Below are 24,900 nucleotides of genomic sequence, written 5' to 3' on the forward strand. Positions count from 1 at the left end.
GAAGTGGCGGGATGTACGAGACTCGAACTCGCGACCTCCGACGTGACAGGCCGGCGCTCTAACCAACTGAGCTAACACCCCATGCTTTAGCAGCGGCGATTATTCTACCGGGACTTGCCGATGAGCGCAATACCCAATTTCCTCTCAAGGGCGGCTGCGCGGAAGCGCCAAAAGGGAGTCTGCAGCGGAATACGCCGGTAGGTCGAATGCGGTGCATGGCGAGAATCCGGCACAAGGCGCGCAGCTCCCCGATGCTGTTCGTGCGGCCGGGCACGGATCTTTAGGGCCGTTCGCGCAGGTGATTCGTGCGGCCGGGCAAATAAAAACCCGCCGAATCGGCGGGTTTCGCAAATAAGTGGCGGGATGTACGAGACTCGAACTCGCGACCTCCGACGTGACAGGCCGGCGCTCTAACCAACTGAGCTAACACCCCATGCTTTAGCAGCGCGGATTATATTACCGGTAGTCAGCGATCGGCGCAAGCCCCTAATTTGAAAAAGTTAGGGCGGCGCGTCGTGAAGACGCGGTCGGAACGCGTCGGCTCATGGGGCCGCATTGCAGGTTCGGAATCGTCGCGGGCCGTCGTATCGACGTCTCCTCGTTCTGGTCGGGTTCTAGAACGGTAGAAGAACACCGATTTCGGAACGATGAGCCAGCTTCGGGTGTGTACGGAGGCGTATCGACCCATAGTTTTTATCGTGACCCGGCATTATTCGGGAAGAAAGGGGACGGTAGCCTCGCGGCCCGCTTTCAAATTTCCGAATTCGGTGGTTTTCCGCCTCGGAGGCCGCGCCGGATGCGACGGCTGGTGCGGTAGGCCGCCGGGGAGAGATCAGCCTTGTGCTGCGAAGGCCACATGCGGGTTCTGTGGTAAAAGAAACATTTTGATGCAAAACTTCGAAGGAATGATAAAGTTTAGAATCTAAATTTAATACAAGAATGAGAGCGAGGAAGGTTGCGATGACGGATTCGTTCGCCGAAATGAAGCGCGAGCTGTACGAGCTCATGCAGCGTTCGCGGCGCGGGAACTTCGCGCCGCCTCTGCCCGAAGGTGTGACGCCCTCCGAAGCGCGGACGATCATGATGGTCGCCGGGCTCAGGTGTGAGGGCGAGGACGTCAGACCGGGGCGGGTGGCCGAGATGACGCACACGACGCCGAGCGCGCTGTCCCAGACGTTCAAGACGCTCGAAGAGAAAGGTCTCATCGAGCGCCGCCGTGCGAGTGGAGACTACCGCGCCGTCACGGTGAGCTTGACCGAAGAGGGGGAGCGCGTCGCCGAAGAGGGTCGGCGCCTGCGCGACGAGCATATGGATGCGGCCATGGCGTACGTGGGCGTCGAGGAGATGCAGCACCTCGTCCGCATCATGCGCAAGATGACCGAATTCTACGAGCAAGATTTCGAGCGCGCAGGCAAGAGCCGTGCCGAAGGAGATGACGCCCCGTGCGCATAATCCGTTATTTGAAGAACTGCAAGGTCGCGGTGGTTCTCATCGTGTGCCTGCTCATCGTGCAGGCATTCACCGATCTTGCGTTGCCGAACTACACATCCGACATTGTTGACGTGGGCATCCAGCAGTCTGGTGTGGAGCACGCCGCCACTGACGAGATGACGGCGAAGACTCACGACGAGATTGCCATGATGCTACCGGCCGACGACGAGCAGACGTTCCGCGACGCCTACACCGAGACGGACAGCGGTACGTACAAGCTGAACGACCAGGGCAAGAAGGAGCAGGAGGAGCTCGACCGTATGGTGGCCATGCCGCTTGTGGCCATCCACTACGCAAGCCAGATCCCCGACCTCGATCTCGACCAGGTGATGCAGGCCTACCAGACCGGCGCCATCGAGAAGCGGCAGATACTCGACATGCTCGACGAGGCGAAGTCCAAGATGGGCAATATGGGCGACTCCATTGTCGACCAGCAGGCCATCGCCGCAGCACGCGCTGAGTACGAGCAGCTGGGGTACAACCTCTCCGACATGCAGATGGGGTACCTTCTGCGCGTGGGCCTCGTCATGCTCGGGCTCGCGGCGCTCGGCATGGCGGTGGCCGTGATCGTGGGCTTTATCGCCTCGCGTACGGCGGCAAAGGTGGGTGCGACGTTGCGCGCGAAGCTCTTCCGCCGCGTCGTGTCGTTCTCCGACGCGGAGGTGCAGTCGTTCTCCGCTGCTTCGCTCATCACGCGCGGCACGAACGATGTGCAGCTCATCCAGATGGTCACTGTCATGCTTTTGCGTATGGTGCTGTACGCGCCTATCCTGGCCATCGGCGGCATCATCATGGTGTCGCGCACGAACCTGGCCATGAGCTGGATCATTGTCTTGGCCGTTGCGGTCATCGGCGTGCTCATCATCGTGCTCATGAAAGTGGCCATGCCCAAGTTCAAGATCATGCAGAAGCTCATCGACCGGGTGAACCTCGTGTCGCGTGAGATGCTCACGGGTCTGCCCGTCATCCGCGCGTTCGACCGCCAGCCCTTCGAGGAGCAGCGCTTCGACGAGGCGTCCACGCGCCTCATGAAAACGCAGCTGTTCACGAACCGCGTCATGACGTTCATGATGCCGCTGATGATGCTCATCATGAACGGCGTGTCGGTGCTCATCGTGTGGGTGGGCGGCTCCTACATCGACAACGGCACCATCCAGACCGGCGACCTCATTGCGTTCATCACCTACGCTATGGTCATCATCATGAGCTTCCTCATGATCGGGATGATCTCCATCATGTTGCCGCGCGCCGACGTGGCCGCCCAGCGCGTGAACGAGGTGCTGGAGACGAAGGCGTCCATCTGCGATCCCGCGCCCGAGAAGGCGCGCGACGCCGAGCTTTCCGCGAGCACCGGCGGCGCGGCCATTGCGTTCAACGACGTGAGCTTCAAGTACAGCGATTCGGCCGAGTGCGTGCTCGAGCACCTCGACTTCACGGCCGAGCCCGGCACGACCACGGCCATCATCGGCTCGACAGGATCGGGCAAGTCGACCGTGGTCAAGCTCATCGAACGATTCTACGACGTCACCTGCGGCTCCATCACCATCGACGGGGTGGACGTGCGCGACGTGAGCCAGGAGGCGCTGCGCGCGCAGCTGGGCTACGTGCCGCAGAAGGCGTTCTTGTTTAGCGGCACCATCGAGTCGAACGTGGCCTACGCCGACGAGGAGATGCCCGCAAGCCGCGTGGAGGAGGCCATCGACATCGCGCAAGCCTCCGAGCTCGTGGCATCGAAGGAGGAAGGGCTTGCCTCGCCTGTGTCGCAGGGCGGCACGAACGTGTCGGGCGGCCAGCGCCAGCGCCTGGCCATCGCCCGTGCGCTGGCCACGGAGGCGCGCGCGTACCTGTTCGACGATAGCTTCTCGGCGCTCGACTACAAGACCGACGCGGCGTTGCGCCAGGAGCTGCATGCGCGCCTAGGCGGCAAGACGGTAGTCATCGTGGCCCAGCGCATCTCGACGGTCCTGCACGCCGACAAGATCATCGTGCTCGACGATGGGCGCATCGTCGGCCAGGGCGTGCACGACGAGCTCATGAAGACCTGCGAGGAGTACCGGGAGATCGCGATGTCCCAGCTGTCGGAAGCGGAGCTGAACGGAGGTGATGCGGCATGAGCGCACAGAAGAACCCCGCGGGCAACGCCCCGCGACGCGGATTCGGCGGCGGTCACGGCCCCGGCGGGCATATGATGCCGGGCGAGAAGCCGAAGGACCTCAAAGGCACGCTCGGCAAACTCGTCGCCTTCATGGGCCGCTTCAAGGTGGCCATCGTGGTGGTGCTCGTGTTCGCCATCGGCTCGACCATCTTCAACATCGTCGGTCCGAAGGTGCTGTCCACGGCCACGACCGAGCTGTTCAACGGCATCGTGGCGAAGATCGACGGTTCGGGCGGCATCGATTTCGACGCGATCGCGCAGATCCTCTTGTTCACGCTGGGTCTGTACCTGCTGTCCGCGGCGTGCTCGTTCGTGCAGGGTTGGATCATGAGCTCGGTGTCGCAGCGCACGAGCTATCAGCTGCGCCGCGCCATTGCGGAGAAGATCGACCGCATGCCCATGGGGTATTTCGAGCGCACGAGCGTGGGTGACACGCTCTCGCGCATCACCAACGACGTGGACACGCTCGGGCAGAGCCTGAATCAAGGCGTGACGCAGCTCATCACGTCCGTAACCACCATCATCGGCGTGCTTATCATGATGCTCACCATCAACCCGCTCATGACGTTGGTGACAGTGGTCATCCTGCCCATCTCCATCGTGCTCATCATGGTGGTGGTGAAGCGATCGCAGAAGTTCTTCGTCACGCAGCAGAATACGCTCGGCGAGATCAACGGCATCGTGGAGGAGACGTTCTCGGGCCACGCCATCGTGAAGGCGTTCAACCGCGAGGACGGCACGGTGGACCACTTCAACGAGACGAACGCGCGCCTGTACAACTCGGCGTGGAAGAGCCAGTTCGTGAGCGGCCTCATGCAGCCCATCATGAACTTCGTGGGCAACCTGGGGTACGTGGCCGTAGCCGTCACGGGCAGCTTCCTCGCCGTGCAGGGCGTCATCACCGTGGGCGACATCCAGGCGTTCATCCAGTACGTGAAGAACTTCACGCAGCCCATCACCCAACTCACGCAGGTGTCGAACGTGCTGCAGCAGATGGCTGCCGCCGCCGAGCGCATCTTCGAATTCCTCGACGCGCCCGAGGAGGATCCGGAACAGGTGACGGCTCGTACGTCCGAAGTCGAGTGCAAGGTCGACTTCGAGCATGTGCGCTTCGGCTACGATCCAGAGAAACCTGTCATCAGAGATTTCTCCGCCCATGTGACCGAAGGCCAAACCGTGGCGCTCGTAGGACCCACCGGTGCCGGCAAGACCACCATGGTGAAACTGCTCATGCGGTTCTACGATGTGCAGGGAGGTTCCATCCGCCTTGGGGGCGTTGACATTCGCGACTTCGCGCGCGATGACTTGCGCAGTGTATTTGGCATGGTATTGCAGGATACCTGGTTGTTCCATGGCAGCATCCGCGACAACATCCGCTACGGCAAGCTCGACGCCACCGACGAGGAGGTGGAGGCGGCGGCGAAGGCGGCCTACGTCCACCACTTCATCCAGACGCTGCCCCACGGCTACGACACCGAGATCAATGAGGACGCGAGCAACATCAGCCAGGGTCAGCGCCAGTTGCTCACCATCGCGCGCGCCATCTTGGCCGATCGGCGCATGCTCATCCTCGATGAGGCCACGAGCTCGGTGGACACGCGCACCGAGGAGCGCATCCAGAAGGCCATGGACAACCTTATGGCCGGGCGCACCTCGTTCGTGATCGCGCATAGGCTGTCCACCATCAAGAACGCGGACCTTATCCTGGTTATCCGCGATGGCGACATAGTGGAGCAAGGTACGCACGAGCAGCTGCTCGAACTTGGCGGTTTTTACGCAGAGCTGTATAATTCACAGTTCGCTGAGACTATCGACGAGATCGAGGACTGACGCGTTTATCCCCGGGGATGACGCATGTCCCCGGGGAAGAAGCGAGTTGCATGCCCCAAATCGCCCAGCAACCTCCCGAACAGGTGCCCTTTGCAGGACCCGCAGAGTCCTCGCGCGAGGGCTCTGCGCGCCTTGCGGTGTTCGACTTCGACGGCACGAGCATTGCGGGCAATTCCCCGGTGCTGCTCGTGCAGCACCTTATGCGTCGCAAGATGCTCAAAAAGCGCGTTATCTTCCGTATCCTGCTATGGGCTGCCGCCTATAAGCTGCGTCTGCCCCAGAATGAGAGCTGGGTGCGCGGTCTTGTGTTCACGGCCTTCGAGGGCCATCCGGTCGCTGAGGTGGACAAGTTTCTGGCAGACTTCTACGACGAGCGCATATCCATGCTGTTCCGTCCCGAAGCCGACCAGGCCATGCGCACTCACGCCGAAGCGGGCGATATCGTGGTGGTCATCTCCGCGACTTTCGAACCCATCATCCTGCGCGCCATGGAGCATCATCCCTTCGAGCACCAGATATCCACGCGCATGCGCGCAGCAGCCGACGGCACCTATACGTGCGACGTGGAAGGGCTTCCCGTCGAAGGCGAAGAGAAGCTTGCGGCTGTGCAGCGCTTCGGCGATGAGCGCTACGGGGCAGGGAACTGGGAGCTTGCCTACGCCTACGGCGACCACCATTCCGATCGTGCCGTACTGGCCGCGGCGGTCCATCCGCGCGCGGTGAATCCGGATCGGCCCCTCGCGCGCACGGCGCGGGAGGAGTCCTGGGAAGTGCTCGACTGGTAGAACCTGCCGGGCGAGAGCGGGCGGAGTCGGCCGCTCGTACTCCCGTGCCTGCATGAATCGTCCGCGGAGCGTTTCGGCTTGGGCGAAACTCGCTCGACGCGCGACTCGCCCGTACTGCTCAAGACTGCCCGTCCCCCCCCGAAGGGCGAAGGTTGTTCAAGCAGCCTTCACGTTTCCGGAGACTCGCGTGGCGAAGTCCCTCAGAGCTTGCATGCAAGGGCTGTTGGTTCGCGGTGACGGGGAAGGAGATGGGCGGTTTCGGCGGCTTGACGATTTGTGGTATTTGGGAGGCCCCCTGTGCGGAACTGTGCTTCTCCGGTAAAATGCGACTCGAGTATATGCAATTTGCATACACGATCACGCTGACACGATGCGAAGGAGGTTGGGTTATGTTTGAGAACGATGCGAACAACTCGCCCAGCCAGAACGATGAATATAGCTCTTCTGCCGAGTACCTGCGCCGGGCGGCGAAGGCATGCGCCTCGGGCGATGCGGTCCTCGGTATGCACTTGTACTTGGCGGCTTTCGAGCAGGCTCGGCATGATGACGATCCCGTCCCCTCGGAGGATGCGCTCGGCGGCCTGAAACAGGCATGGCTTCTGGCCTGCAAACTCAAGGAACGCTCCATAGCCGAATACGTCTTCGAGCGCCTCGAGCCCTACCTCACGGTTGAGGAGACGTCGCGCTATGCCGAGCAGTTGCAAGATCTTGCACTCGATAAGCTCGAGGAGTACGGGCTGACGCGCGAGGATCTTGAGGATATGACCGACATGATCTCTCAGGACTTCTTGGGCATGGGCGTGGGTCCGCTCATGAAAGTGGAACACATCACCACCGCGCCCCGCTCCGGAGCCTCGATGGAGCAGGGCACTGACGCAGTGAAGGCCGATGCCGCCGAAGGCGCCGCTGCTGGAGCGCCGGAGCGCGCGGAAGCGTCGGCAGCCACTTTAGGCGAATCCACCGGTGCGGCTGAGCCGGCGTCGCGGACACCCGGCGCCGAGGATTCTGAGGGGCAGACGATCGTGTCATCCATGGAGGACATTTCCTATGATGACGTCGTTGGTTACAACGAGGTCGTTTCCATCATGCGCGATTTTGGGGTGGGCATGCAGCGGGATTCCGGCTTTCAGGAGCTCGTGTGCTTACTGAATGACCGTCACGGCCTTGATCGCATGCCTGCGTGCGACGCACTGCTGTTCAGGTCGCCAGCGCGCGAGGACGCGAATCGTTTCATGGCGGCTACGCTCGGTGAGCTTGGGCTTCCGGCCATCCGCATGCATATGGAGGAGAACCTCCAGGGCATGCCCGTTCTGTGCGTCATGGCGCAGGCTGACCGACAGCCGCGTCTCAATGCTGCCCGCAACGCCTTCGAGGGCGCAGGCGTGCTCATGCTCGAGGATCTCGACCTGTGGGTGTCTCCGCTTGCCGAGTACGGGGGCGACGATTTTGGCGGGCTTCTGATGGCAAGCCTGTCTCGCGGGGCGCGCGAGGCTATTTCGCTCATTCGGTCGGCGGTCGAGAATCCTGATGTGTTCGTGCTTGCGACCGCATCTGAGGCAGGGGAGATCGACCCGTTCTTCTTCGATCTGCTCGAGCCGCTGTCGGTCATCGATATCGATTATCCGACCGCTTCGGAGCGCGCCGATATCTGGATGGAGATCGCGCGCGAGCATCCGTCGCTGCGCGGAATCGATCGTGACGCCCTCGTGCGGTACTCGTCGCAGATGCCGCGTTACGACATGTACATGGCTGCTCGCGAGGCCATCGAGGAGGCTTACAAGGCGAGCCTCGTCGCGCGACGCTATCTGCCGGTGACGGCCGACAACCTGTTCGACAAGCTCGCGGCGTACCAGCCCCTCGACTCCGACGAGTATCGGGCGCTCGAGGACGCGGTCGTCAGCGATTTCAGGCGCGAGCTCGAACATCTCGAGGACCTTCTGAAGGGAGAGAGCTGATCGATGGATATCACGAGGCGCTGCGATTACGCTTGTCGCATACTCCGGGCGGCTTACAAAAGCGGTGATGCCTACGTGTCCGTGTCCGATATTGCTGAAGAGGAGGACATTCCCTACGCTTTCGCGCGCAGCATCCAGCATGATCTGGTGAAAGGCGGACTCATCAAGACGGTTCGCGGAGCGCACGGGGGACTCGCCCTCAACTGCGATCCGGCCGAGGTGACGCTGCTCGAGGTTCTCGAGGCTATCCAGGGACCGGTAAGCGTGTCGCTGTGCGTCCTCGATCCCGAGTACTGCGACAAGCGGCCGGAGTGCGCCTACAACAAGCTGTGGCAGGGAGCCGACCGACTGTTGAACGAATACTTCGGTTCCATCACGCTCAAGGATCTGATCGAACAGGGCGGCTCGCATCCTGTCGTCGAAGGCGTTCTGTCGTCTGGATCGTCGACGGTTCGGGGGTGCGACGCGGATTGCATGTCGCCCCGTATGTCTCGCAGTGCGCAGTCCTTCGCCGACGAGGAGCGATGCGAGCCGTGCGCGTAGGCTCCAACTCCGACTTGTGGCCCTGCGGCGGCCTGAGCCGCGATGCGTTCGTCGAGCTTGTGGTCTCCGAGGGCGCGCGGTTGTACCGCGAGCTTCCCTGGCGCAATGTCGACGACCCCTACGCCGTGCTTGTGTCCGAGGTCATGCTGCAGCAGACCCAGGTGAAGCGTGTGCTCAAGCACTGGGAGCGATGGATGGCGCTGTTCCCCACAATAGACGCCCTAGCCGCAGCTGATACGGCCGAGGTGCTCACCCAGTGGCAGGGCCTGGGCTACAACCGGCGTGCGCTTGCGCTCAAACGCGCCTGCGAAGCGTGCTCTGCGTGCTCGGGGGGAGCGCTGCCCAAGACCGCCGAAGAGTTGGAGGGGCTGCCGGGCATCGGCCCGGCGACGGCGGCAGGCATTGTCGCGTTCGCCTACAATCGCCCCTCCGTGTACATCGAGACGAACGTGCGCACGGTGTTCCTACATGAGCTGTTCCCTGAGCGCGACAAGGTCTCCGATCGCGAGCTTGCGCCTCTCGTGGAACTGACGTGTCCCGATGTCGATGCTCGCGGGTGGTATTATGCGCTGCTCGACTACGGCGCGCACTTGAAGACCCTGGTGGCGAATCCCTCCCGGCGCAGCGCGCATTATGCGCGGCAGTCGGCGTTCGAAGGCTCGCGACGCCAGAAGCGCGCCGAGCTCGTGCGCATCGTGTTGGCAGAGCCCGGCATCACTGCAGACGAGCTGGCAAGACGGCTTGATGCGTTCGAACGTGCCGGAGGTCGCGCCGGCGCGACCGTTCAGGAGTTCGAATCCATCGTGGCCGATCTCATGTCGGAGGGCTTCTTCCGCCGGGAAGGCGACGTGTTTCTTCCCTGATCCTTCCGCTGTGGTAGAATGCTCCTGTCCCGCGAGGGAGTAGCCGGCGCCTTTGAGGCGCGGTTCGGTCAACATGCTGCTTTCGGAAAAGAAAGCTGGCCGGCCTTGTATGGCAAGACTCGCGGTGTGGCGCAGCCGTCGCACCGCGTATTCTCGCAACCGACGCGTATGCGTCGGTATTTTTTTGCCCGAGGCTCCGAGGAGCGGACCGGCTGGAAGTTCGGATGAGAGCGAGAAGGGGTTATCGTGGGATTCGTCGAGCTGTTCTTGATCGCAGTCGGTCTTTCTATGGATGCATTCGCCGTGTCAGTGTGCAAGGGGCTGTGCATGAAGCGGCTCAACGTGCGCCAGGCGACGGTCATCGCGCTGTTCTTCGGTGGCTTTCAAGCACTCATGCCGCTTGTCGGTTGGGCGCTTGGCACGCAGTTCGAGCGCTATATCACGCCGGTCGATCACTGGATTGCGTTTGTGCTACTGGCTCTCATAGGAGGCAAGATGCTTTGGGATGCATTCCATGAGGCCGACGACGAAGGTCTGGCGTGCGCTGCCGATGGAAAGCTCGACCTGCGCGAGCTCACGATGCTCGCCATTGCCACGAGCATCGATGCGCTTGCCGTGGGCATCACGTTCGCATTCCTTCGGGTGGACATCGCCGTGTCTGTGGGGCTCATCGGTCTGACGACGTTCATCCTGTCACTTGTCGGCGTGGTTGTGGGGCATCGCTTCGGCGCGCGCTACGAGAAGCCTGCCACCGTTGTCGGCGGAATCGTCCTCATCATCATCGGCCTCAAAATCCTCATGGAGCACCTGGGCGTTATCGCCTTCTAAGGAATGAGACATCGACCCCCGGCCGGTTGATGACAGTATGGCGAAACGCCCTGTGGGTGTTTCGTGCGAGCAGGACTGCCGAGCGACCGAGCTCGTCCCCAGCCCTGACCCTCGCAGGTCAGGCGATCGGGTAGCTGCCGAGCACCTTTACTTCGCGCAGCTTCAGCCTCAAACAGTTGAGCGCCGTCTGGACGGCCAGATCGTTCACATCTTTCTCGAACTCTATGAAGAACATGTAGTTGCCGAGCGCTTGCTTGGTCGGGCGCGACTGGATCATGGACAGGTCGATGCCGGCGTAGGCGAACTCCGATAGGATCATGTTCAGCGTGCCCGCGCGGTTTACTTGTAGGAATAGTGCAAGCGACGTCTTGTAGCGCTCGCCTCTGAATACGGGTGGATGACCCTGGCGACCGATAAGGGCGAACAGCGTCTGGTTGCCGAAGTGATCCTCGATGTCGCGTTGCTCGATGCGTGCTCCGTACCGTTCAGCTGCAAACGCGTTCGCAATGCCGGCGATACTCGGATCTTCGGCTGCGCGGCGGGCGCTTTCGGCTGTGGACGACGTCGTGATGGTGCTGCGTCCCGGCAGCCGCTCGGCCAAAAAGCGCCGGCATTGCGCAAGACCTTGGGCATGCGAGGCGACGGCAGTCACGTCCTCGAGCTTCGCATCGGGATGGAGGACGAGGCAGTGGTGGATATCGACGACTTCTTCACCGAGAATGGCGGCCTGGGTTTTGAACGCAAAGTTGTCGAGCGTTGCCGTAACTGACCCTTCGAGCGAGTTCTCCTTCGCCACGACGCCGAACTCGCACTTTCCGCGATCGACGGCGTCGAACACCTCGTCGAACGAAGCGCATTCAAGCAAGTGCGGCTCGGCTATGCCGAGACGCGCTGCAAAAGCGCGTGCAGCTTCGTCGGTGTACGTGCCGGCGGGGCCGAGGTAGGCGAATACGGGTTCGGGTGCGGTCATGGGACCCTTCCTTCCGTCGTGTTTGGTGCGAGCGTCGGGGCCGAGCGGCTGGGCGCCTTGAACGCGCAGGACTGCTGGGCTTCGCGTGCGTGTAACCATGATACCCGTCTTTTGTCTGCGCGCAACGAAAAGAGGGGGTGGACGAACGTATGGTTTCGAGGGGCTTCGTTCTCCGGCAGCTGTAGGTTTCGTTGCGATGTCGTCAGGTCGACCAACCTTCAGCAACGAGTCTTGGTACAAAACCGCTGATGTGGGGCATGGTCTTGTTACGACGAAACAATTCTGTAACATTTTCATGCCATTTGCGGCTGAAACGTTGCGCCCGCCGCAGCATCCCCCCAAGCGACTCGGGTCTCGGGGAAAATACAACCATAGTATTGCAAGACGAGAAGGCACCTGAGGAGGTGTGCACATGGAAACAGAGGCCAAAGTTTCGGAGTTTCAGGATTTGCTGTCCTCGCGCGGGGTATCCCGCCGCGACTTCATGAAGCTTTGCGGCGCCATCGCCGTCGCGGCCGGGCTCGGAGAGCTTGCCGCACCGCGCGTGGCGCAGGCCCTCGAGAACTCCGTGATCGGCGCAACAAAGGGCAACCTGTACCCGGTCATCTGGATTGAGGGCGCGTCCTGCACGGGCTGCACCGAGTCGTTCGCGCAGGTCGAGTCCCCGGATCCTGCTTCGGTCGTACTTGAGCTGATCTCGCTCAACTACTCCGAGACGCTGTCGGCCGCGGCCGGCCACTCGATGGAGGAGGCCAAAGCGCAGACGATCGAGGCCGGCGATTACATCCTGATCTACGAGGGTGCGGTGCTCGAAGGGTGGAACGGCCAGGCGCTGCGCGTTGCGGACATGCCGGGCACGGCGCATCTTGAAGAGGCGGCAGCAAACGCCACCGCGGTGGTTGCGCTCGGCTCATGCGCGGTCAACGGCGGCTGGATGGGCGCTCATCCCAACACGTCGGGCGCACTCGGCGTGCAGGCGTATCTGAAGAAGGCCGGCATCGACGTGCCGGTTGTGAATATCCCCGGCTGCCCGGCGAACCCCGAGTGGCTCGTGTCGGTGCTCGTGGATGTTGTCATGCTCGGGAAGCTTCCGGATCTCAACGCCGAGAACAAGCCGGCCGGCATCTTCGATCAGACGATCCACGACAACTGTGAGCGTCGCGGGCATTTCGAGAACGGCGAGTTCGTCTATCAGTTCGGCTCCGAGGAAGAGGCCAAGGGGTACTGCCTGTATCCGTTGGGCTGCCGCGGTCCCCAGACGAAGTCGAACTGCGGCGTGACGCTGTGGAACAACCGCCGCAGCTGGTGCGTGCAGGCGGGTTCCCCCTGCATCGGTTGCTGCGAAGCCAACCCGAACGATCCGGGCCAGAACTGGGTCGAGGTCAACACTCCGTTCTACAAGCGCCATCGCGACCTGCGCATCGGCGACTGGATGGTCCAGCCCGGCACCATCGCACTCGGCATCACCGGCATCCTGGCTGCCGCGCTCGTCGTGCACGGTTTCGGCATGAAGGTATCCGGCCGCATGGACGGCGGCGCCGACTTCGAGAAGGTGCGCAAGTGGGACGAGAAGCATCCGAACCAGTCCATCGGACAGTACGATGCTGCTATGAAAAACGACGACGAGAAGGAAGGGAGGTAAGCCGACATGACCCGTTCAGTTATCGACCCGATCACCCGTATCGAAGGTCACCTGCGCGTGGAGATGGAAGTCCAGAACGGCAAGGTTTCCGACGCCTGGGTGTCCGGCGGCTGCTTCCGCGGCATGGAGCTCGTCGTGGAGAACCGCACGCCTGAGGATGCTGCGCAGATCGTGCAGCGCATCTGCGGCGTGTGCCCGGTATCGCACGCCCACGCCTCCACTATCGCGGCCGAGAAGGCCTACGGCATCCAGATTTCCAACAACGCGCGCATCATCCGCAACCTGCTCGAGGGTGCGCAGTTCCTGCATAGCCACATCCTGTGGTTCTACAACCTGGCTGCGCTCGACTACGTGAATCCGCTTAACGCGCTTGACGCCGATCCTGACGAGGCCTACGAACTGGCTCGTCTGGCCGGCACGTCCACGCGCAGCGATTTTGCAGCTCTGAAGGAGCGTCTGTCGAATTTTGCCGCCAATGGCCAGTACTCCATCTTCTCGGGCAACTGGTTTGACGCCGAGGACGGCACCGGCTATCAGCTGCCGCCCGCACTCGACCTCATCTGCACGGCGCATTACCTTGAGGCGCTCACCATGCAGGCGAAGGCCTCCGAGATTTCCGCGCTGCTGGGTGGCAAGATGCCGCACGTCATGACCCTTATCCCGGGCGGCACGGCCTTCGTGCCCACCGAGCAGAAGCTTGATGACCTCAAGTACCTTGTCAAGGAAGTGCGCGACTGGGTCGAGGCGACGATGATCCCCGACACGCTTGCTATTGCGCCGTACTACAAGGATGCGCTCAAGTGGGGCAAGGGCTGCGGCCGTTACGTTGCCTGGGGCGTGTTCGAGGGCCAGGAGCAGACGACCGACTACGTCGAGCAGATGAAGAATCGCTATCTGCCCATGGGCGTGATCGATGAGAACCTCAACATCTCCGACGTGCAGGAAAGCCTCATCACCGAGTACGTGGGCCACTCCTGGTACAAGGGCGAGGACACCTACACCTCCCCCTACTTCACCACCGAGCCGGAGTTCACCGAGTACAACGTGGACGACCGCTACACGTGGTGCAAGGCTCCCGCCTACGACGGCAAGCCCTACGAGGCTGGCGGGCTCTCCCGCATCTTGGCTGCGTACCTGCGCGACGTTCCGTTCGTCGTGGATCAAGTGGACGGGCTGCTCGAGGCCTTGGGTGCACCCGGTCAGATCAGCGCCGCGCAGTCGACGCTCGGCCGCACCGCCGTCCGCCAGATCGAGTCGCTCTATATTGCCAATCTCATGGTTGAGTGGGTCGACGAGCTGTGCGAGGCTGTGAAGGGCGGCGACAGCGAGTACTTCCGCGCTCCCGAAACCATCACTGGCGCCGGCACGGGCTTCTGGGAAGCTCCGCGCGGTGCGCTCTACCACTCCGAGAACGTCATCGACGGCAAGATCGATGGATACCAGATCATCATCCCGACCACCTGGAACATTGCGCCGATCAACGCCGAAGGCGAGCACGGCCCGATGGAGCAGGCGCTCATCGGCGTGCCGGTGGGAGACATCGAGAAGCCCATCAACGCTCTGCGCACCGTTCATAGCTTCGATCCGTGCACGGCCTGCGCGGTGCACATCACCGAACCGGCGACGGGCAAGAGCTTCGAGACCGTCACGAGCCCTTGGGGGGTGAAGTAATATGGCGCACTTGGCACACTACCGCGAAGCGCATCCGCTGCCCTTCGTCATCACGCACTGGATCAACCTCGTGTGCATGGTTCTGCTCATCATCACGGGCTTCAGCATCCACTTCCCGTTCTGGCCCGAGTTTATGGGCATCGCCCGCGGCGTGCATGTGTTCTGCGGCTTCGTGCTGTTCATCAACTGCATCGTCCGCGTGCTCATGGCCTTCTTCGTGAAGTCGTCTCCGACCGGCGGCACCCGCTCGCAGGTCACCGATTTCAAGACGTGGCTTCCGCAGAAGGACAACCGTCACCAGGCGGGTGCGTGGATCAAATACTACCTGTTCCTGAAGAAGGATCACCCGCTGGGCGCCAAGCTGGGCGTGCCGCAGAAGATCAGCTACCTGCTGATCCCCGTGCTCATCATCGTTATGTTCTACACCGGCTTGTGCCTGTGGAACCCCACGATGAACATCGGGTTCTTCGCCGCCGGCACGGATCTGGTGGGCGGCCTTATGTCGATGCGCATCATCCACTACTTCATGATGTACGTCTTCATCTGCTTCATGTTCATCCACCTGTACCTGGCCAATATCGAGGGCCTGTCCCCGACCAAGCTCATGCTGTTCCGCAAGGAGCACGGCGGTTTGGTCTACGACCCCGACAAGCACGTCATCGTGGGCGAGGACGACCTCAAGCACTAGGAAGCACCAATCTGGTTTCGAGATTCGGCGGCCGCACGGCCGCCGAATCTGTTGTATGCCGCGAGGTTCGGAGATCCCTGCTTCGTCGCTTCAGGCTGGGTATGCGTATCGTGTGACGCGTACCCAGCCTTCGCGATGGCCGGGTCATCTCCGAGTCTTTTGCTGTTTTTCGAACAAGATACGGAAGCCGAGAGCCCCAACAAGAGGCTTTTTGTATGACTTGAAGGCTGCGACTATCGTTCGGCTGACGGAGATCGAACGACCTGCGGGCTACGTTCGCTCATCGAGAGGTTCGCTTGCTAGTTCCCCTCGCGTTCCACGAAGGCGACGAAGGCGTCGGCTTGCGCTTCGAGGTAGGGAAGTGAGGCGTCCAGAGCGAGCATGCCCTCCGGGGCCTGCGTTCCCACGTGGGGGATGGTGAGGCGCGGCTTGTTCATCACGTTCGCATCGAGGAAGCTCAGGATGCCGACGAGCTGATCCTGGGCATGCGCGGCGCCGCTCATTCCGATGCTCGCGCCTGCGAGTGCGACGGGCTTGCCGGCCAGCACCTGCGGCTCGCCTTCGCCTGCGGGGCGCGAGAGCCAGTCGATGAGGTTCTTCAACGGCCCGGGAACAGCGTGGTTGTACTCGGGACTGAAGAGCCACACGCCGTCTGCGCTGCGCACGGCGGCACGGACGCGGGCGACAGGAGCAGGTTCGGGATGTTCGATATCCTGGTTCATGAACGGCACGTCGGCCCATTCGAGCAGCTCGAATTCGACGTCCGGATGGCGCTGTGCCATGACGGCTCGCGCCGCTTCGGCCAGCTGCCGGTTGTAGCTTCCTTTGCGCAGAGAGCCTGCGATGCCGAGAAAGCGCATGAACGCTCCTATCTTCTCGCTCGGATCCGGCCGTTTCGCGGCCGCTCCCATCATCCCAGAGCAGCGCGCACATTTCGCGGGAAAAGCATCTTTGTAGCCGAATTGATCGACAGGCGCACACTCCGCTGCTCGACGGAGATCGCCCCGCGATACTTCCTGCGAAAGCTCTTCCGGGTTCCCGCAGCCTCCGGGCTTCCACCGCGAACCCCCGCCGCCCGCGACGTCCTCGGCGGCCGGCGTGCGGCGCTTCGCTATAATGCAGGACGGAAACCCGAGCAAGGAGGACGGCGGATCGTGGCTGAATTGACCGACGAGCAGATAGCGCAGGAGGACGAGTTCCTCAAAGGACTGCCGCGCATCAATGTGGGCGCGCTGTTTTTGCCGCCCATTTGGGGTCCCGCCCACGGCTTCTGGGTCACCATTCTGTTCTATCCCATTTGGCTGTTCGCTGACAACATGTTCTACGCAGCGTGGACCGAGCGCACGCCGCTCGCCATCGTCGTCGCCCTGGTGGTGTTCGCCACGCTGACTGCGGGAACCGTCGCGTTTTCGATCATCGCCCAGCCCTTGGCGGCTCATCGTGCGGAAGCGCGCGGCGTGGACAGACAAGTCTACCTGCGCCGTCAGCGCGTATGGGCCGTCGTCTGCGTCATTGCCGGTCTTGCGATGATTGCGGGGGCCACGTATTACAATCTCGTCGTCCGACCGACGCTGGGGTTGTGATTGCTATGGGGGAAACAGACATGAAGGAAGGCTGCCGGCGCATCGGCGTGTTCTGCGTGGGCAACAAGCTCATGCTGGACGACGGGCTGGGCACTGCTGTCTACGAGGAGCTTGTCGAGCGCTACGAGATTCCGGAGAACGTGGAGCTGTTCGACCTGGGATGCCTGAGTCTCGACATGATCGAGCGCGTACGCGAATTCGACGTCATCATCACGGTGGACGCGGTGGACGGTACGGATGCGGAGCCGGGAACCGTGTTTCGCTTCGAGCCCGATGCCATGGCGCGGCGCACTGGTGCCACGGCTTCGCTGCACGATCTGAAGCTCGTCGACCTGTTCGATGCGGCCGCGCTTTTAGGTTACGAGGCTCAGGGCCTGTGCTTGGGCATGCAGGTAGAGAATCCTTCGCCGGTGGTCGCCACAATAGGCCTCACGCCGAAGGTGGCTGCCGCACTGCCGCTTTTGGTGGAGACCACGGCAGGCGAGCTCGCGCGCCTGGGCTCGCCGCTTTCCCGACGCGCTGTTTCCGAAGACTAATCCGCGCACGCGTCCGAGCTCTCCATAGGGATGCGGCTGCTCTCCGATTGCGGATGAACCCGTTCGCTCGCTTGATGACGGTTCGTATCCCGACACGGTGACCTGCGCCGCATTTCGACGACCGCTTTTGGGGCATGTCTGGTCAAGCTTTTGTTCCAGCATGCTGACCGTTTACGGGGTTTGCATGAATTTCCGCTCAAACTCGTCAGCGGGTACCGGTTTCGATACGAGAAAGCCCTGCACGCCGTCCGCTCCGATCGCGCGTACGGCGTCGAGTTCCAGTCGCTCCTCTACGCCCTCGACCGTGACCTGGATGCCCACGCTATGGCATAGGTCGATGACGGCGTCGATGAAGGCGCGATTGAACGCTTCGACGTGGATATCCTTGATAAACAATCGATCGATTTTCACGATGTCGGCCGGCGACTGCGAAAGCAGGCCGAGCGAAGAATATCCGGTGCCGAAATCGTCCATGGCCAGGCGCACGCCGAGGGAGCGCAGACGGTCGAACGTCGTACGCAGCGTGTCGAGGTCGGTGACGAAACAGCTTTCCGTCATTTCCAGCACGATACAGCGAGGTTCTGCGCCCGAGCTGACCAGCGTCTGTTCGACAAAGGGTACGAAGTCGGCTTCGAACAGCTGCAACGTAGATATGTTTACATTCATGACGAAATCCGGGAACATGCGTACCCAAGCAGCGCACTGGTTCATGGCTTGCTTCAGAACCCATCGACCAACAGCGCCGATGAGCCCATACGACTCCAGAACGGGGATGAACTCCGCAGGACTTACAGAGCCGAAACCTTCCGCGTCCCAACGCAATAGTGCTTCAGCGCCGGCCACATGCAATGTTTGAGCATCGACGAGCGGTTGAAAATGCAACGAGAATCCTTGCATATCGTCCAGCACTGATGTTTGGAGGCGATCGCTCAGTTCTAGTCGCCGCAGCTTCTCCTGCGACATAGCCGGCGAGTAGAAGGAGACTGTGTTCTTTCCCCGGTGCTTGCTTTCTTCAAGTGCGTTTTCTGCGTGCTTGATAAGTTCGAGCGCGCTTTCGCCATCCTCTCCGACAAGAGCGATGCCTCCTGAAACCGTGCAGAAGTACGGAACACCGTCAATGTCTTGCTGCCGGTTCGCGAAGGTGTGGATCGTGCGATAGAGATCTTGCATGGCATTGCGGTCGGCGTTATCGAACACGACGGCAAATTCATCTCCGTCGAAGCGGAAAGCCGAGGCGCCTTCAGGTAAGAGCCGCTGGAGCGATTGTGCGAAGCGACGCAGTACACCGTTTCCGAACGCGTGGTCGTTGAGGGAGTTTACACGTGAGAAGTCGTCAAGGCCCAGCAGCAGCACTCCGCCAGAGGGTCGTTCGCACGCGAGGAGGCGGTCGAGCACCTGAAGGCATTTGCCGTGCATGAATAGGCCGGTGATGGCATCCACCTTGCCCTTGCGTTCGAGGTTCGTGATGGCTCCCGAGAACAATACGGGCTCGCCCATGTCGTCGCGCATGAGAAGGCCACGGCATACGATCCATACGAGTTCGCCGGTGCGCGTACGCACCTGGTATTCGAGGTCGTGCTCGTCGGTCACGCCCGAGAGCATGGCTTCGATGGAGGCGTCGAAGCTCGGGCGGTCCCGTTCGATCACGTGTTGGCGCCAGCGGGGGATGAGTCCCTTAAACACGCGGTCGGGCAGGTTGAAGTCGTGCAGCATGTTCTCAGACACGACGGCCGTGTCTGTTTTCATGTCGATGATGTACAGGTAGTCGTCGGTGCTGAAGGCGATCGCATCGTAGAGCAACCGCGGGTCGAGGTCGAACGATTGCAGTGCTTCCTTCGTGTCCATGCAGCGCACCTCGCGTCTGTTCCCATGCTTTCGGCTTCGCCTTCTATTGTACTGGGAAACAGCATGGGAGTGATCAAAAATGGCGAAGATAGGGTATTTCCGCACCGTCGCAGATATAGAAGCCAACGTGCGGAAGCGGCTGCGATGGGGACTTGCAAGGCGTAGCGATTGCGTGACGAATCACCTGCGGATTCGCCACGGTGCTGTGATGCAAGGACCTTCGGAGGGCGGCGCAGGTATCCTGTAGGGAAAACCCTCCGGCCCGCAGTCGCGCGCGGCCGCCGAGAAGGAGCCTGCCCCTATGCAAATCAACACCATTAGTGCGTATGAGACCTCTGCTGAGCAGTTCTTCGAAGATCTCGCATCGTGGGGTGTCGATCTTTTGCTGGACACCCGCTTGAAGAACACGAATCAGCTCGCGGGCTTCACGAAGAAGAACGATCTGGCCTACTTTGTGCCTCGGCTTCTGCATGCCGACTACGTGCACGACAAGCTGTTCGCCCCGGCGCCAACGATGCTCGAGCGCTATCTGCACGGCAACATCGGTTGGGATGCCTTTGCTGATGCCTATCGAGAAGATATGCGCGAGCGCGATGCCGTGCCGCACTTCTTTAACCGCTACGGCGAGTACCGGAGCGTCTGCCTCCTGGGTACCGCCACCCACAAGCGCCGCAGCCACGTAGAAGTACTCCAGCAAATGCTCGAGGCCGCGACAAAGGCCTAGCGTTCTCGCGGATTCGACGCTGGACATCCCTTTCGCTCCCGCGGGTTCGGCGCTGAGAAACATCCCCCCGTCTTTGCAGCGTCGGTGCTCCAGCCCGCTTCTGTGGCTACGCCGGGAGCCGTGCCTTCTGTCGACGCCGGGCACCCGCCTTGTGCTGGCTGCACAGTCGACTGGAAGGCGACCATGCGTGCGTCCGTGTTCGCAGGCGCAGCGCTTCCAGTCCATTCCGTGCGGGACTATCTTCAACTCGATTCTGTTCGACGTTCTCTTCGGCAAAATGTTTCACGTAAAACATTCGTACGGTTATTTTGCGATCGAGAAATTCATGGACCATGCCAACCTCGGGCGCGCGACTGCCGGTTTCGATACTTCTTGCAAAACTAGCGATCGCTAGTATAATTGCGAGCATTCGCTAGTTTATAGGGGGATGAATGCGTGAGGGAAACACGAAAGCACGAATCGTCGAGGCGGCGTTCGGGTTGTTCGCGGAGCAGGGGTACCATGCCGTTTCCGTGCGCGACATCGCGGCGGCGGTGGGTATCAAGGATGCGTCGCTCTACAACCATTTCCCGGGCAAGCAGGCCATCTTCGACGCGGTGCTGGCCGCGCAGCTCGAGCGCACGCGCGCGGTGTTCGCGGAGCAGGGCGTCATGACCGCGCCGGTCGAGGACCCCGTCGGGTACGCCGGTGCGTTCGAGGAGACGGAGCGGCGGGTGCTGGCGGGGTTCCGGCATTTCTTCGCGGACGGAGACATGGTTCGGCTGCGCCGGCTGCTGGCCGCAAGCCGGTACGCCGACGCTCACGCTGCGGAGGCGTTCCGCTTCGTGTTCGTGGAGCAGCCCCTGGCCATCCAGCGCGCGGTGTTCGAGCACCTGATGGCCGTCGGGCAGTTCGCGCTCGACGACGCGCGTGCCCTCGCGCGCGAGTTCTACGGGCCGGTGTTCCTGCTGCTGCTCTCGGACGTTCCCTGGGAGGACGCGGAGCCGTTCATACGCGACCACCTGGGACGGTTCTTCTCTGCACATGCGATCGGGGCGCCTGTGGGCGCTGCGGCGGAAGGAGGTGCGCGATGAGCGCCATCGTGGTGTACGCGTCGCAGACAGGGTTCACGCGCCGGTACGCGGAATGGATCGCCGAGGAGCTGGGCTGCGAGGCCGTGCCGGTGGAGCGGGCTGACGCGATAGATGCAGGCGCGTGCGACGTGGTCGTGTTCGGCGGCTGGTTCCATGCGGGCGGTCTGGTGGGGAAGAAGTGGCTCGCGCGCACCCGGGCAGCGCACCCGGGCACCCCCTTCGTCGCGTTCGCCGTGGGCGCGACGCCGCCGGAGTGGACCGACATGGTGGACGAGGCGATGGCGCGGGAGTTTCCCTCGCCGGAGCTCGACGGCGTGGAGCGGTTCTACCTGCGCGGCGGGTTCGCCTACGAGAGGCTGAGCCTGCCGAACAAGCTGGCCATGAAGATGTTCTTCAAGATGCAGGAGAAGCAGGCGGCCACCGACCCACGCGCCGCCGAGATGCTCTCGGGCATGCGCGGCGGCTTCGACGGCACCGACCGCGCCGCCATCGCGCCGGTGGTCGCCCGGGTGCGCGAGCTGGCGGCCGCGGCCAGCCAGCCGCCGGCCTGACGGGCGCTCGGCCGGCCCGTTGCCGACCGCTTGCCGAGCCGGATGCGCCTAGCGGCGGGGGCGCGCGGCGGGATGCCGCATGAGGCCGTGCTCGGTGCACCAGGTGTAGAGCGTGCCGCCGGGCAGGTGCGGCAGGCGCGCCTCGCCGCCCTGCTCGGGGTACAGCTTCTCCACGGCCAGGCGGTCGTAGCCCACGACGGCGGCGAAGCCCAGGCTGTGGGCCTTCTCCATGGGATGGTCGAACGTGAGGTACCAGTCGCCCTCTGCGTCCTCCACCCGCACGGCGTGCGCGTCGTCGGCGGCTTGCACGGGCAGCGGCCCGAGCTTCCTGCCGCAGCAGGAGACGTCGGCGTCCCCCGTGGTGGTGATGATGTTTCCGCAGGAAGGGCAAACGCGGAATGCCGTGCGCCTCATAGTGCCTCCTTGGAGCTCGTCGGGGGAGAGGCTGCCTGCCAAAAGCGCTTCGACGGTGGCGCCCAGCTCTTCGGCGAGCGCGGGCAAAAGCGACACGTCGGGGCAGCCGCCCCCGCGCTCCCACTTCGACACGGCCTTGTCGCCCACGCCCACGAGCTGCGCCAGCTGGAGCTGCGTGAGCCCGCGTTCCTCCCGCAGGCTGCGGATGAGCTCGCCGGTGCGTCTGACGTCCATGGTTCTCCTCCTGGTTCGGTTTCGCGTGCCGTCCCACGATACCTGTGCGCGGCGGCGCGCGCAATGAACGCTCCGTAGAGTGCGAGGGTCCAGGCGCCGGCCTGACGGGCATCCGACCAGATGCCGGCGGCCGCGGGCAAGCGGGTCGGCGGGGGTCAGGCCAGCGGCTGGCAGATGGGGCAGTAGTAGACGTTGCCTCCCAGGTAGGGCTTCCTCGTCACCTCGCCGCCGCAGACGGGACAGCCGTCCTTCCACGTTTTCGCGGACAGGAGGCAGCAGTAGCCTCCGGGTCGGCCGTACAGGTCGCGCTCCACATCGCGGCCGCCCTGCGCGGCCATGGCTGCAATCGTGTCCTTCAGGGCCCGGAACAGGCGCGCGAGGTCGTCGCCCGCGAGAGAGGAGACCTTCGCCTTGGGGTTCAGCCGCGCGTTCAGCAGGATGTCCTGCAGCACCCCGTTGCCCACGCCGGGGATGCGCTGCTCGGTGGCGAGCAACGCCTTCACGCTGGTAGACGGCGGCACGCTGGCGACCAGTTCGCGAAAGCGCGCCTCGTCGTAGGCGTCCGACAGCACGGGCACGGCGTCGCGGGCCGCCACGTAGTACCCGTCGTCGTCCACACCGGTGTCGACGAGGGAGAAGATGCCGTACATGGAGGCGGTGCAGGCGAGATGTGTGCCGTCGTCGAAGGCGAGCAGCAACTGATGTTTCGCGGGAACGGGGTCGCCGGATGTCAGGTAGCGTGCGTTCACGCCCTCGCGCAGAAGCAGCGTTATGCCGTCGTCCAGCGCGAGTTCTACGTAGGGTCCGGTGGCCTTCGCGCCCTTCACGGTGCGGTCGATGAGGCGCGCCCCGTAGGTGGCGGGGTCGCCCGTATAGAAGGCGAACCGGTGGGGCGAGTGGTTCGCCTCGGCCGCGACGATGGTGCGGCCGGCGAAGGCGTCGGACATCTGCCGGGCGAGAACGAGGGCTTCGGGCAGCTCGATCATGCGGGCTCCTTTGGGTGGGCGCGCGGCCCCTGCGGCCGCGATGCCGCCAGTATAACAGGCCTCGTTCCTGGCGATGCGTCAGCGACGGCGAGCCTCGGCCTTCTTCACGCGATCGACGAGGAAGTCGCGCACGTCGTCGCGCTCGATGCCCAGCGATACGGACAGCTCGTCGCACAGCAGGTTCTCGGCTAGGTCGAAGTACTTCTTGTCCGTGGCGGTGATCTGGCGGCCGGCGCCGGAGCGGCGCACGGTGCGCTCGTGGACGGACTTCATGATAGGCACGAGGTCCTGCGGCGAGAACGTCTTGAGGCGCTTGTCGTATTCCTCCTTCAGGCGCCGCTCCAGCAGTGTGGGCGTGTTCGCACCCGGCTTCAGGGCGTCCTCGTCGATGGTCTGCGCGTTGGCGATGGAGTCGATGAGCGCGAGTGCCTCCTTGCGCGACATGGCGGGGCGCAGCGTGGGCGGCTCGGCCTCGCGGACGGCCACGAAGAGCTTGAGGGAGTTCTCGAACAGCGCGTGCAGCTCGAAGTAGTCCCGGCCCTCGAAGTACGCCTCGCGCACGGCGGCCACCTTGCAGACGTGATGGCGGTAGACGACGATGTCTCCGGGGGAAACCATGGCGACCTCCTGGTCTGATTGGGTGGGGAAACGGTTGTGCGATTCCATCGCGTCAGAAGGACGGCGCAGATCAGCATAGCTATTGTACCAAGTTTGACGCCGATGGCGCCCGCGTGCGATCGGCGAACGGTGGCGGCGGGAAGGGGCGACCGGTTTGCGGGCGCCGTGCAAGGATTATTCTGCCGCCCGTCCGAGTGCGTGCGCACGAGGCCGCCGCCCGTCCTTCCCCCTACTCTCCCTTGCTCACAGCCGCGCCGGCGGGGCAGGCGTGGTAGCAGTTGCCGCACTCGTCGCAGCGCTCGCCCAGGATGGCATAGGGCTCGCCGGGCACGATGGCCTTGAACGAGCAGCCCGCGAGGCAGGTGCCGCAGGCGATGCAGTCGTCCGTGATCCGCAGGCCCGGCTCCTCGTACGCGTCGCCGCCGAACGCGAAGCGCTCGCGGTGGAGCTTATGGTCGCGGTTGACCATGGCGTAGTCGTAGTCGTACAGCTCGCCGTGGAAGCGGTGCAGCACGAACACGCGCGTCTCGGGGTACTTGGCGATGTCGTACACGGCCACGTTGAAGTTGCGGTCGTGCGGGGCTTTGGCCTCGACTTCGGCCATCGATAGTTCGCGCACCTCGCCGGCCACGCGCATCTGGTAGCCGGGCTTGAACAGGGGCAGGTTGTTCTCGTCGAACACGACCTTGGCCTCCGTGCGCTCTCCGTTCACGGCCAGCCGCCCGCTCTGTTTAAGCTGGCGGTAGAACGGCTTCACGTCCATGGTGCGTAGGTAGAGTCCCTCGTCGTCGTAGGCGAAGAAGTGGGCGATGCGCGCCTCCACGCCGCCGTGCCCGTCGGGCGTGGCGAAGCTGCAGCAGCCGATCTCGTCGAAACGGTCGAAGACTTCCTTCATGGTGAGCATGGGCTGGGTCC

The 24,900-nt window shown here is 62.9% G+C and carries 23 protein-coding genes and 2 tRNA genes; 16 read left to right on the forward strand and 9 right to left on the reverse strand.

Features of this window, described 5'->3' with window-relative positions; translation table 11 throughout:
• Window positions 1–4: 4 nt before the first annotated feature.
• Both C2L71_RS02825 and C2L71_RS02830 read right to left on the reverse strand, forming a co-directional pair.
• Window positions 5–81, reverse strand: a tRNA-Asp gene (locus tag C2L71_RS02825).
• 275 nt (window positions 82–356) lie between these two features.
• Window positions 357–433, reverse strand: a tRNA-Asp gene (locus C2L71_RS02830).
• A gap of 527 nt (window positions 434–960) precedes the next feature.
• Here C2L71_RS02830 and C2L71_RS02835 point away from each other — a divergent pair.
• From C2L71_RS02835 to C2L71_RS02870, 8 genes are all read left to right on the forward strand, one after another.
• A complete protein-coding gene (locus C2L71_RS02835) occupies window positions 961–1,452 on the forward strand; it encodes a MarR family winged helix-turn-helix transcriptional regulator (RefSeq protein ID WP_103264285.1) in 492 nt (163 codons plus the stop codon).
• Window positions 1,443–3,605: an ABC transporter ATP-binding protein gene (locus C2L71_RS02840; protein WP_103264286.1), complete on the forward strand. Its 2,163-nt coding sequence runs from the start codon at window positions 1,443–1,445 to the stop codon at window positions 3,603–3,605. The genes C2L71_RS02835 and C2L71_RS02840 overlap by 10 nt, the downstream gene beginning before the upstream one ends.
• Complete coding sequence (locus tag C2L71_RS02845; protein WP_103264287.1) at window positions 3,602–5,476, forward strand: ABC transporter ATP-binding protein; 1,875 nt, start codon at window positions 3,602–3,604, stop codon at window positions 5,474–5,476. Before C2L71_RS02840 ends, C2L71_RS02845 begins: the two co-directional genes overlap by 4 nt.
• Window positions 5,477–5,526: 50 nt before the next feature.
• Entirely contained in the window at window positions 5,527–6,261 is a 735-nt protein-coding gene (locus C2L71_RS02850; protein WP_103264288.1) for an HAD family hydrolase, read from the forward strand.
• Between the two features lie 389 nt (window positions 6,262–6,650).
• Window positions 6,651–8,216 carry a ribonucleotide reductase subunit alpha gene (locus C2L71_RS02855; protein WP_103264289.1) on the forward strand — a complete coding sequence of 522 codons (1,566 nt, stop codon included), beginning with the start codon at window positions 6,651–6,653 and terminating at the stop codon, window positions 8,214–8,216.
• Window positions 8,217–8,219: 3 nt separating this feature from the next.
• Window positions 8,220–8,759: an RrF2 family transcriptional regulator gene (locus C2L71_RS02860; protein WP_103264290.1), complete on the forward strand. Its 540-nt coding sequence runs from the start codon at window positions 8,220–8,222 to the stop codon at window positions 8,757–8,759.
• Entirely contained in the window at window positions 8,741–9,622 is an 882-nt protein-coding gene (locus C2L71_RS02865) for an HhH-GPD family protein (protein ID WP_187143243.1), read from the forward strand. Before C2L71_RS02860 ends, C2L71_RS02865 begins: the two co-directional genes overlap by 19 nt.
• A 246-nt stretch (window positions 9,623–9,868) precedes the next feature.
• Window positions 9,869–10,450 (forward strand): manganese efflux pump MntP, encoded by a 582-nt coding sequence (locus tag C2L71_RS02870; protein ID WP_103264291.1) that lies wholly within the window; start codon window positions 9,869–9,871, stop codon window positions 10,448–10,450.
• Window positions 10,451–10,568: 118 nt separating this feature from the next.
• On the opposite strand, the gene pheA is transcribed toward C2L71_RS02870, so the two are convergent.
• Window positions 10,569–11,420, reverse strand: coding sequence for a prephenate dehydratase (gene pheA / locus C2L71_RS02875; protein WP_103264292.1), 852 nt, complete (start codon window positions 11,418–11,420; stop codon window positions 10,569–10,571).
• Window positions 11,421–11,832: 412 nt separating this feature from the next.
• Here pheA and C2L71_RS02880 point away from each other — a divergent pair, with 412 nt between their 5' ends.
• The 3 genes from C2L71_RS02880 to C2L71_RS02890 are packed head-to-tail and all read left to right on the forward strand — an operon-like array spanning window position 11,833 to window position 15,421.
• Window positions 11,833–13,062 carry a hydrogenase small subunit gene (locus tag C2L71_RS02880; RefSeq protein WP_103264293.1) on the forward strand — a complete coding sequence of 410 codons (1,230 nt, stop codon included), beginning with the start codon at window positions 11,833–11,835 and terminating at the stop codon, window positions 13,060–13,062.
• Between the two features lie 6 nt (window positions 13,063–13,068).
• Window positions 13,069–14,733 (forward strand): nickel-dependent hydrogenase large subunit, encoded by a 1,665-nt coding sequence (locus C2L71_RS02885; protein ID WP_103264294.1) that lies wholly within the window; start codon window positions 13,069–13,071, stop codon window positions 14,731–14,733.
• A gap of 1 nt (window position 14,734) precedes the next feature.
• Window positions 14,735–15,421: a cytochrome b/b6 domain-containing protein gene (locus C2L71_RS02890; protein WP_103264295.1), complete on the forward strand. Its 687-nt coding sequence runs from the start codon at window positions 14,735–14,737 to the stop codon at window positions 15,419–15,421.
• A 299-nt stretch (window positions 15,422–15,720) separates the two neighbouring features.
• Here C2L71_RS02890 and C2L71_RS02895 read toward each other — a convergent pair whose 3' ends face one another.
• Window positions 15,721–16,281 (reverse strand): NADPH-dependent FMN reductase, encoded by a 561-nt coding sequence (locus C2L71_RS02895; RefSeq protein WP_103264462.1) that lies wholly within the window; start codon window positions 16,279–16,281, stop codon window positions 15,721–15,723.
• 294 nt (window positions 16,282–16,575) lie between these two features.
• Between C2L71_RS02895 and C2L71_RS02900 the strand changes: the two genes are divergently transcribed.
• Together C2L71_RS02900 and C2L71_RS02905 are read left to right on the forward strand one after the other, a co-directional pair.
• The gene (locus C2L71_RS02900; RefSeq protein WP_103264296.1) at window positions 16,576–17,004 is read left to right on the forward strand and encodes a viscotoxin-A3; all 429 of its coding nucleotides are present in this window, start codon (window positions 16,576–16,578) and stop codon (window positions 17,002–17,004) included.
• Window positions 17,005–17,024: 20 nt separating this feature from the next.
• Complete coding sequence (locus C2L71_RS02905; protein ID WP_103264297.1) at window positions 17,025–17,540, forward strand: hydrogenase maturation protease; 516 nt, start codon at window positions 17,025–17,027, stop codon at window positions 17,538–17,540.
• A 171-nt stretch (window positions 17,541–17,711) separates the two neighbouring features.
• On the opposite strand, the gene C2L71_RS02910 is transcribed toward C2L71_RS02905, so the two are convergent.
• The gene (locus tag C2L71_RS02910; protein ID WP_103264298.1) at window positions 17,712–19,385 is read right to left on the reverse strand and encodes a putative bifunctional diguanylate cyclase/phosphodiesterase; all 1,674 of its coding nucleotides are present in this window, start codon (window positions 19,383–19,385) and stop codon (window positions 17,712–17,714) included.
• Window positions 19,386–19,686: 301 nt separating this feature from the next.
• On the opposite strand from C2L71_RS02910, the gene C2L71_RS02915 reads away from it, so the two are divergent.
• The 3 genes from C2L71_RS02915 (at window position 19,687) to C2L71_RS02930 (ending at window position 21,733) form a co-directional block, all read left to right on the forward strand.
• A complete protein-coding gene (locus C2L71_RS02915; RefSeq protein ID WP_103264299.1) occupies window positions 19,687–20,109 on the forward strand; it encodes a DUF488 domain-containing protein in 423 nt (140 codons plus the stop codon).
• A 431-nt stretch (window positions 20,110–20,540) separates the two neighbouring features.
• Complete coding sequence (locus tag C2L71_RS02925) at window positions 20,541–21,182, forward strand: TetR/AcrR family transcriptional regulator (protein ID WP_103264301.1); 642 nt, start codon at window positions 20,541–20,543, stop codon at window positions 21,180–21,182.
• Complete coding sequence (locus C2L71_RS02930) at window positions 21,179–21,733, forward strand: flavodoxin domain-containing protein (RefSeq protein ID WP_103264302.1); 555 nt, start codon at window positions 21,179–21,181, stop codon at window positions 21,731–21,733. Before C2L71_RS02925 ends, C2L71_RS02930 begins: the two co-directional genes overlap by 4 nt.
• Window positions 21,734–21,781: 48 nt before the next feature.
• On the opposite strand, the gene C2L71_RS02935 is transcribed toward C2L71_RS02930, so the two are convergent.
• From C2L71_RS02935 to C2L71_RS02950, 4 genes are all read right to left on the reverse strand, one after another.
• Window positions 21,782–22,381 (reverse strand): helix-turn-helix domain-containing protein, encoded by a 600-nt coding sequence (locus C2L71_RS02935; protein ID WP_103264303.1) that lies wholly within the window; start codon window positions 22,379–22,381, stop codon window positions 21,782–21,784.
• Between the two features lie 155 nt (window positions 22,382–22,536).
• Entirely contained in the window at window positions 22,537–23,367 is an 831-nt protein-coding gene (locus C2L71_RS02940) for a DNA-formamidopyrimidine glycosylase family protein (protein WP_103264304.1), read from the reverse strand.
• A 78-nt stretch (window positions 23,368–23,445) separates the two neighbouring features.
• Window positions 23,446–23,985 carry a CarD family transcriptional regulator gene (locus tag C2L71_RS02945; protein ID WP_103264305.1) on the reverse strand — a complete coding sequence of 180 codons (540 nt, stop codon included), beginning with the start codon at window positions 23,983–23,985 and terminating at the stop codon, window positions 23,446–23,448.
• A gap of 229 nt (window positions 23,986–24,214) precedes the next feature.
• Window positions 24,215–24,889: a 4Fe-4S dicluster domain-containing protein gene (locus C2L71_RS02950; RefSeq protein ID WP_103264306.1), complete on the reverse strand. Its 675-nt coding sequence runs from the start codon at window positions 24,887–24,889 to the stop codon at window positions 24,215–24,217.
• Window positions 24,890–24,900 lie beyond the last annotated feature (11 nt).

The organism is Enteroscipio rubneri (genome assembly GCF_002899715.1).
In the GTDB taxonomy this organism is placed as follows: Bacteria; Actinomycetota; Coriobacteriia; order Coriobacteriales; family Eggerthellaceae; genus Enteroscipio; species Enteroscipio rubneri.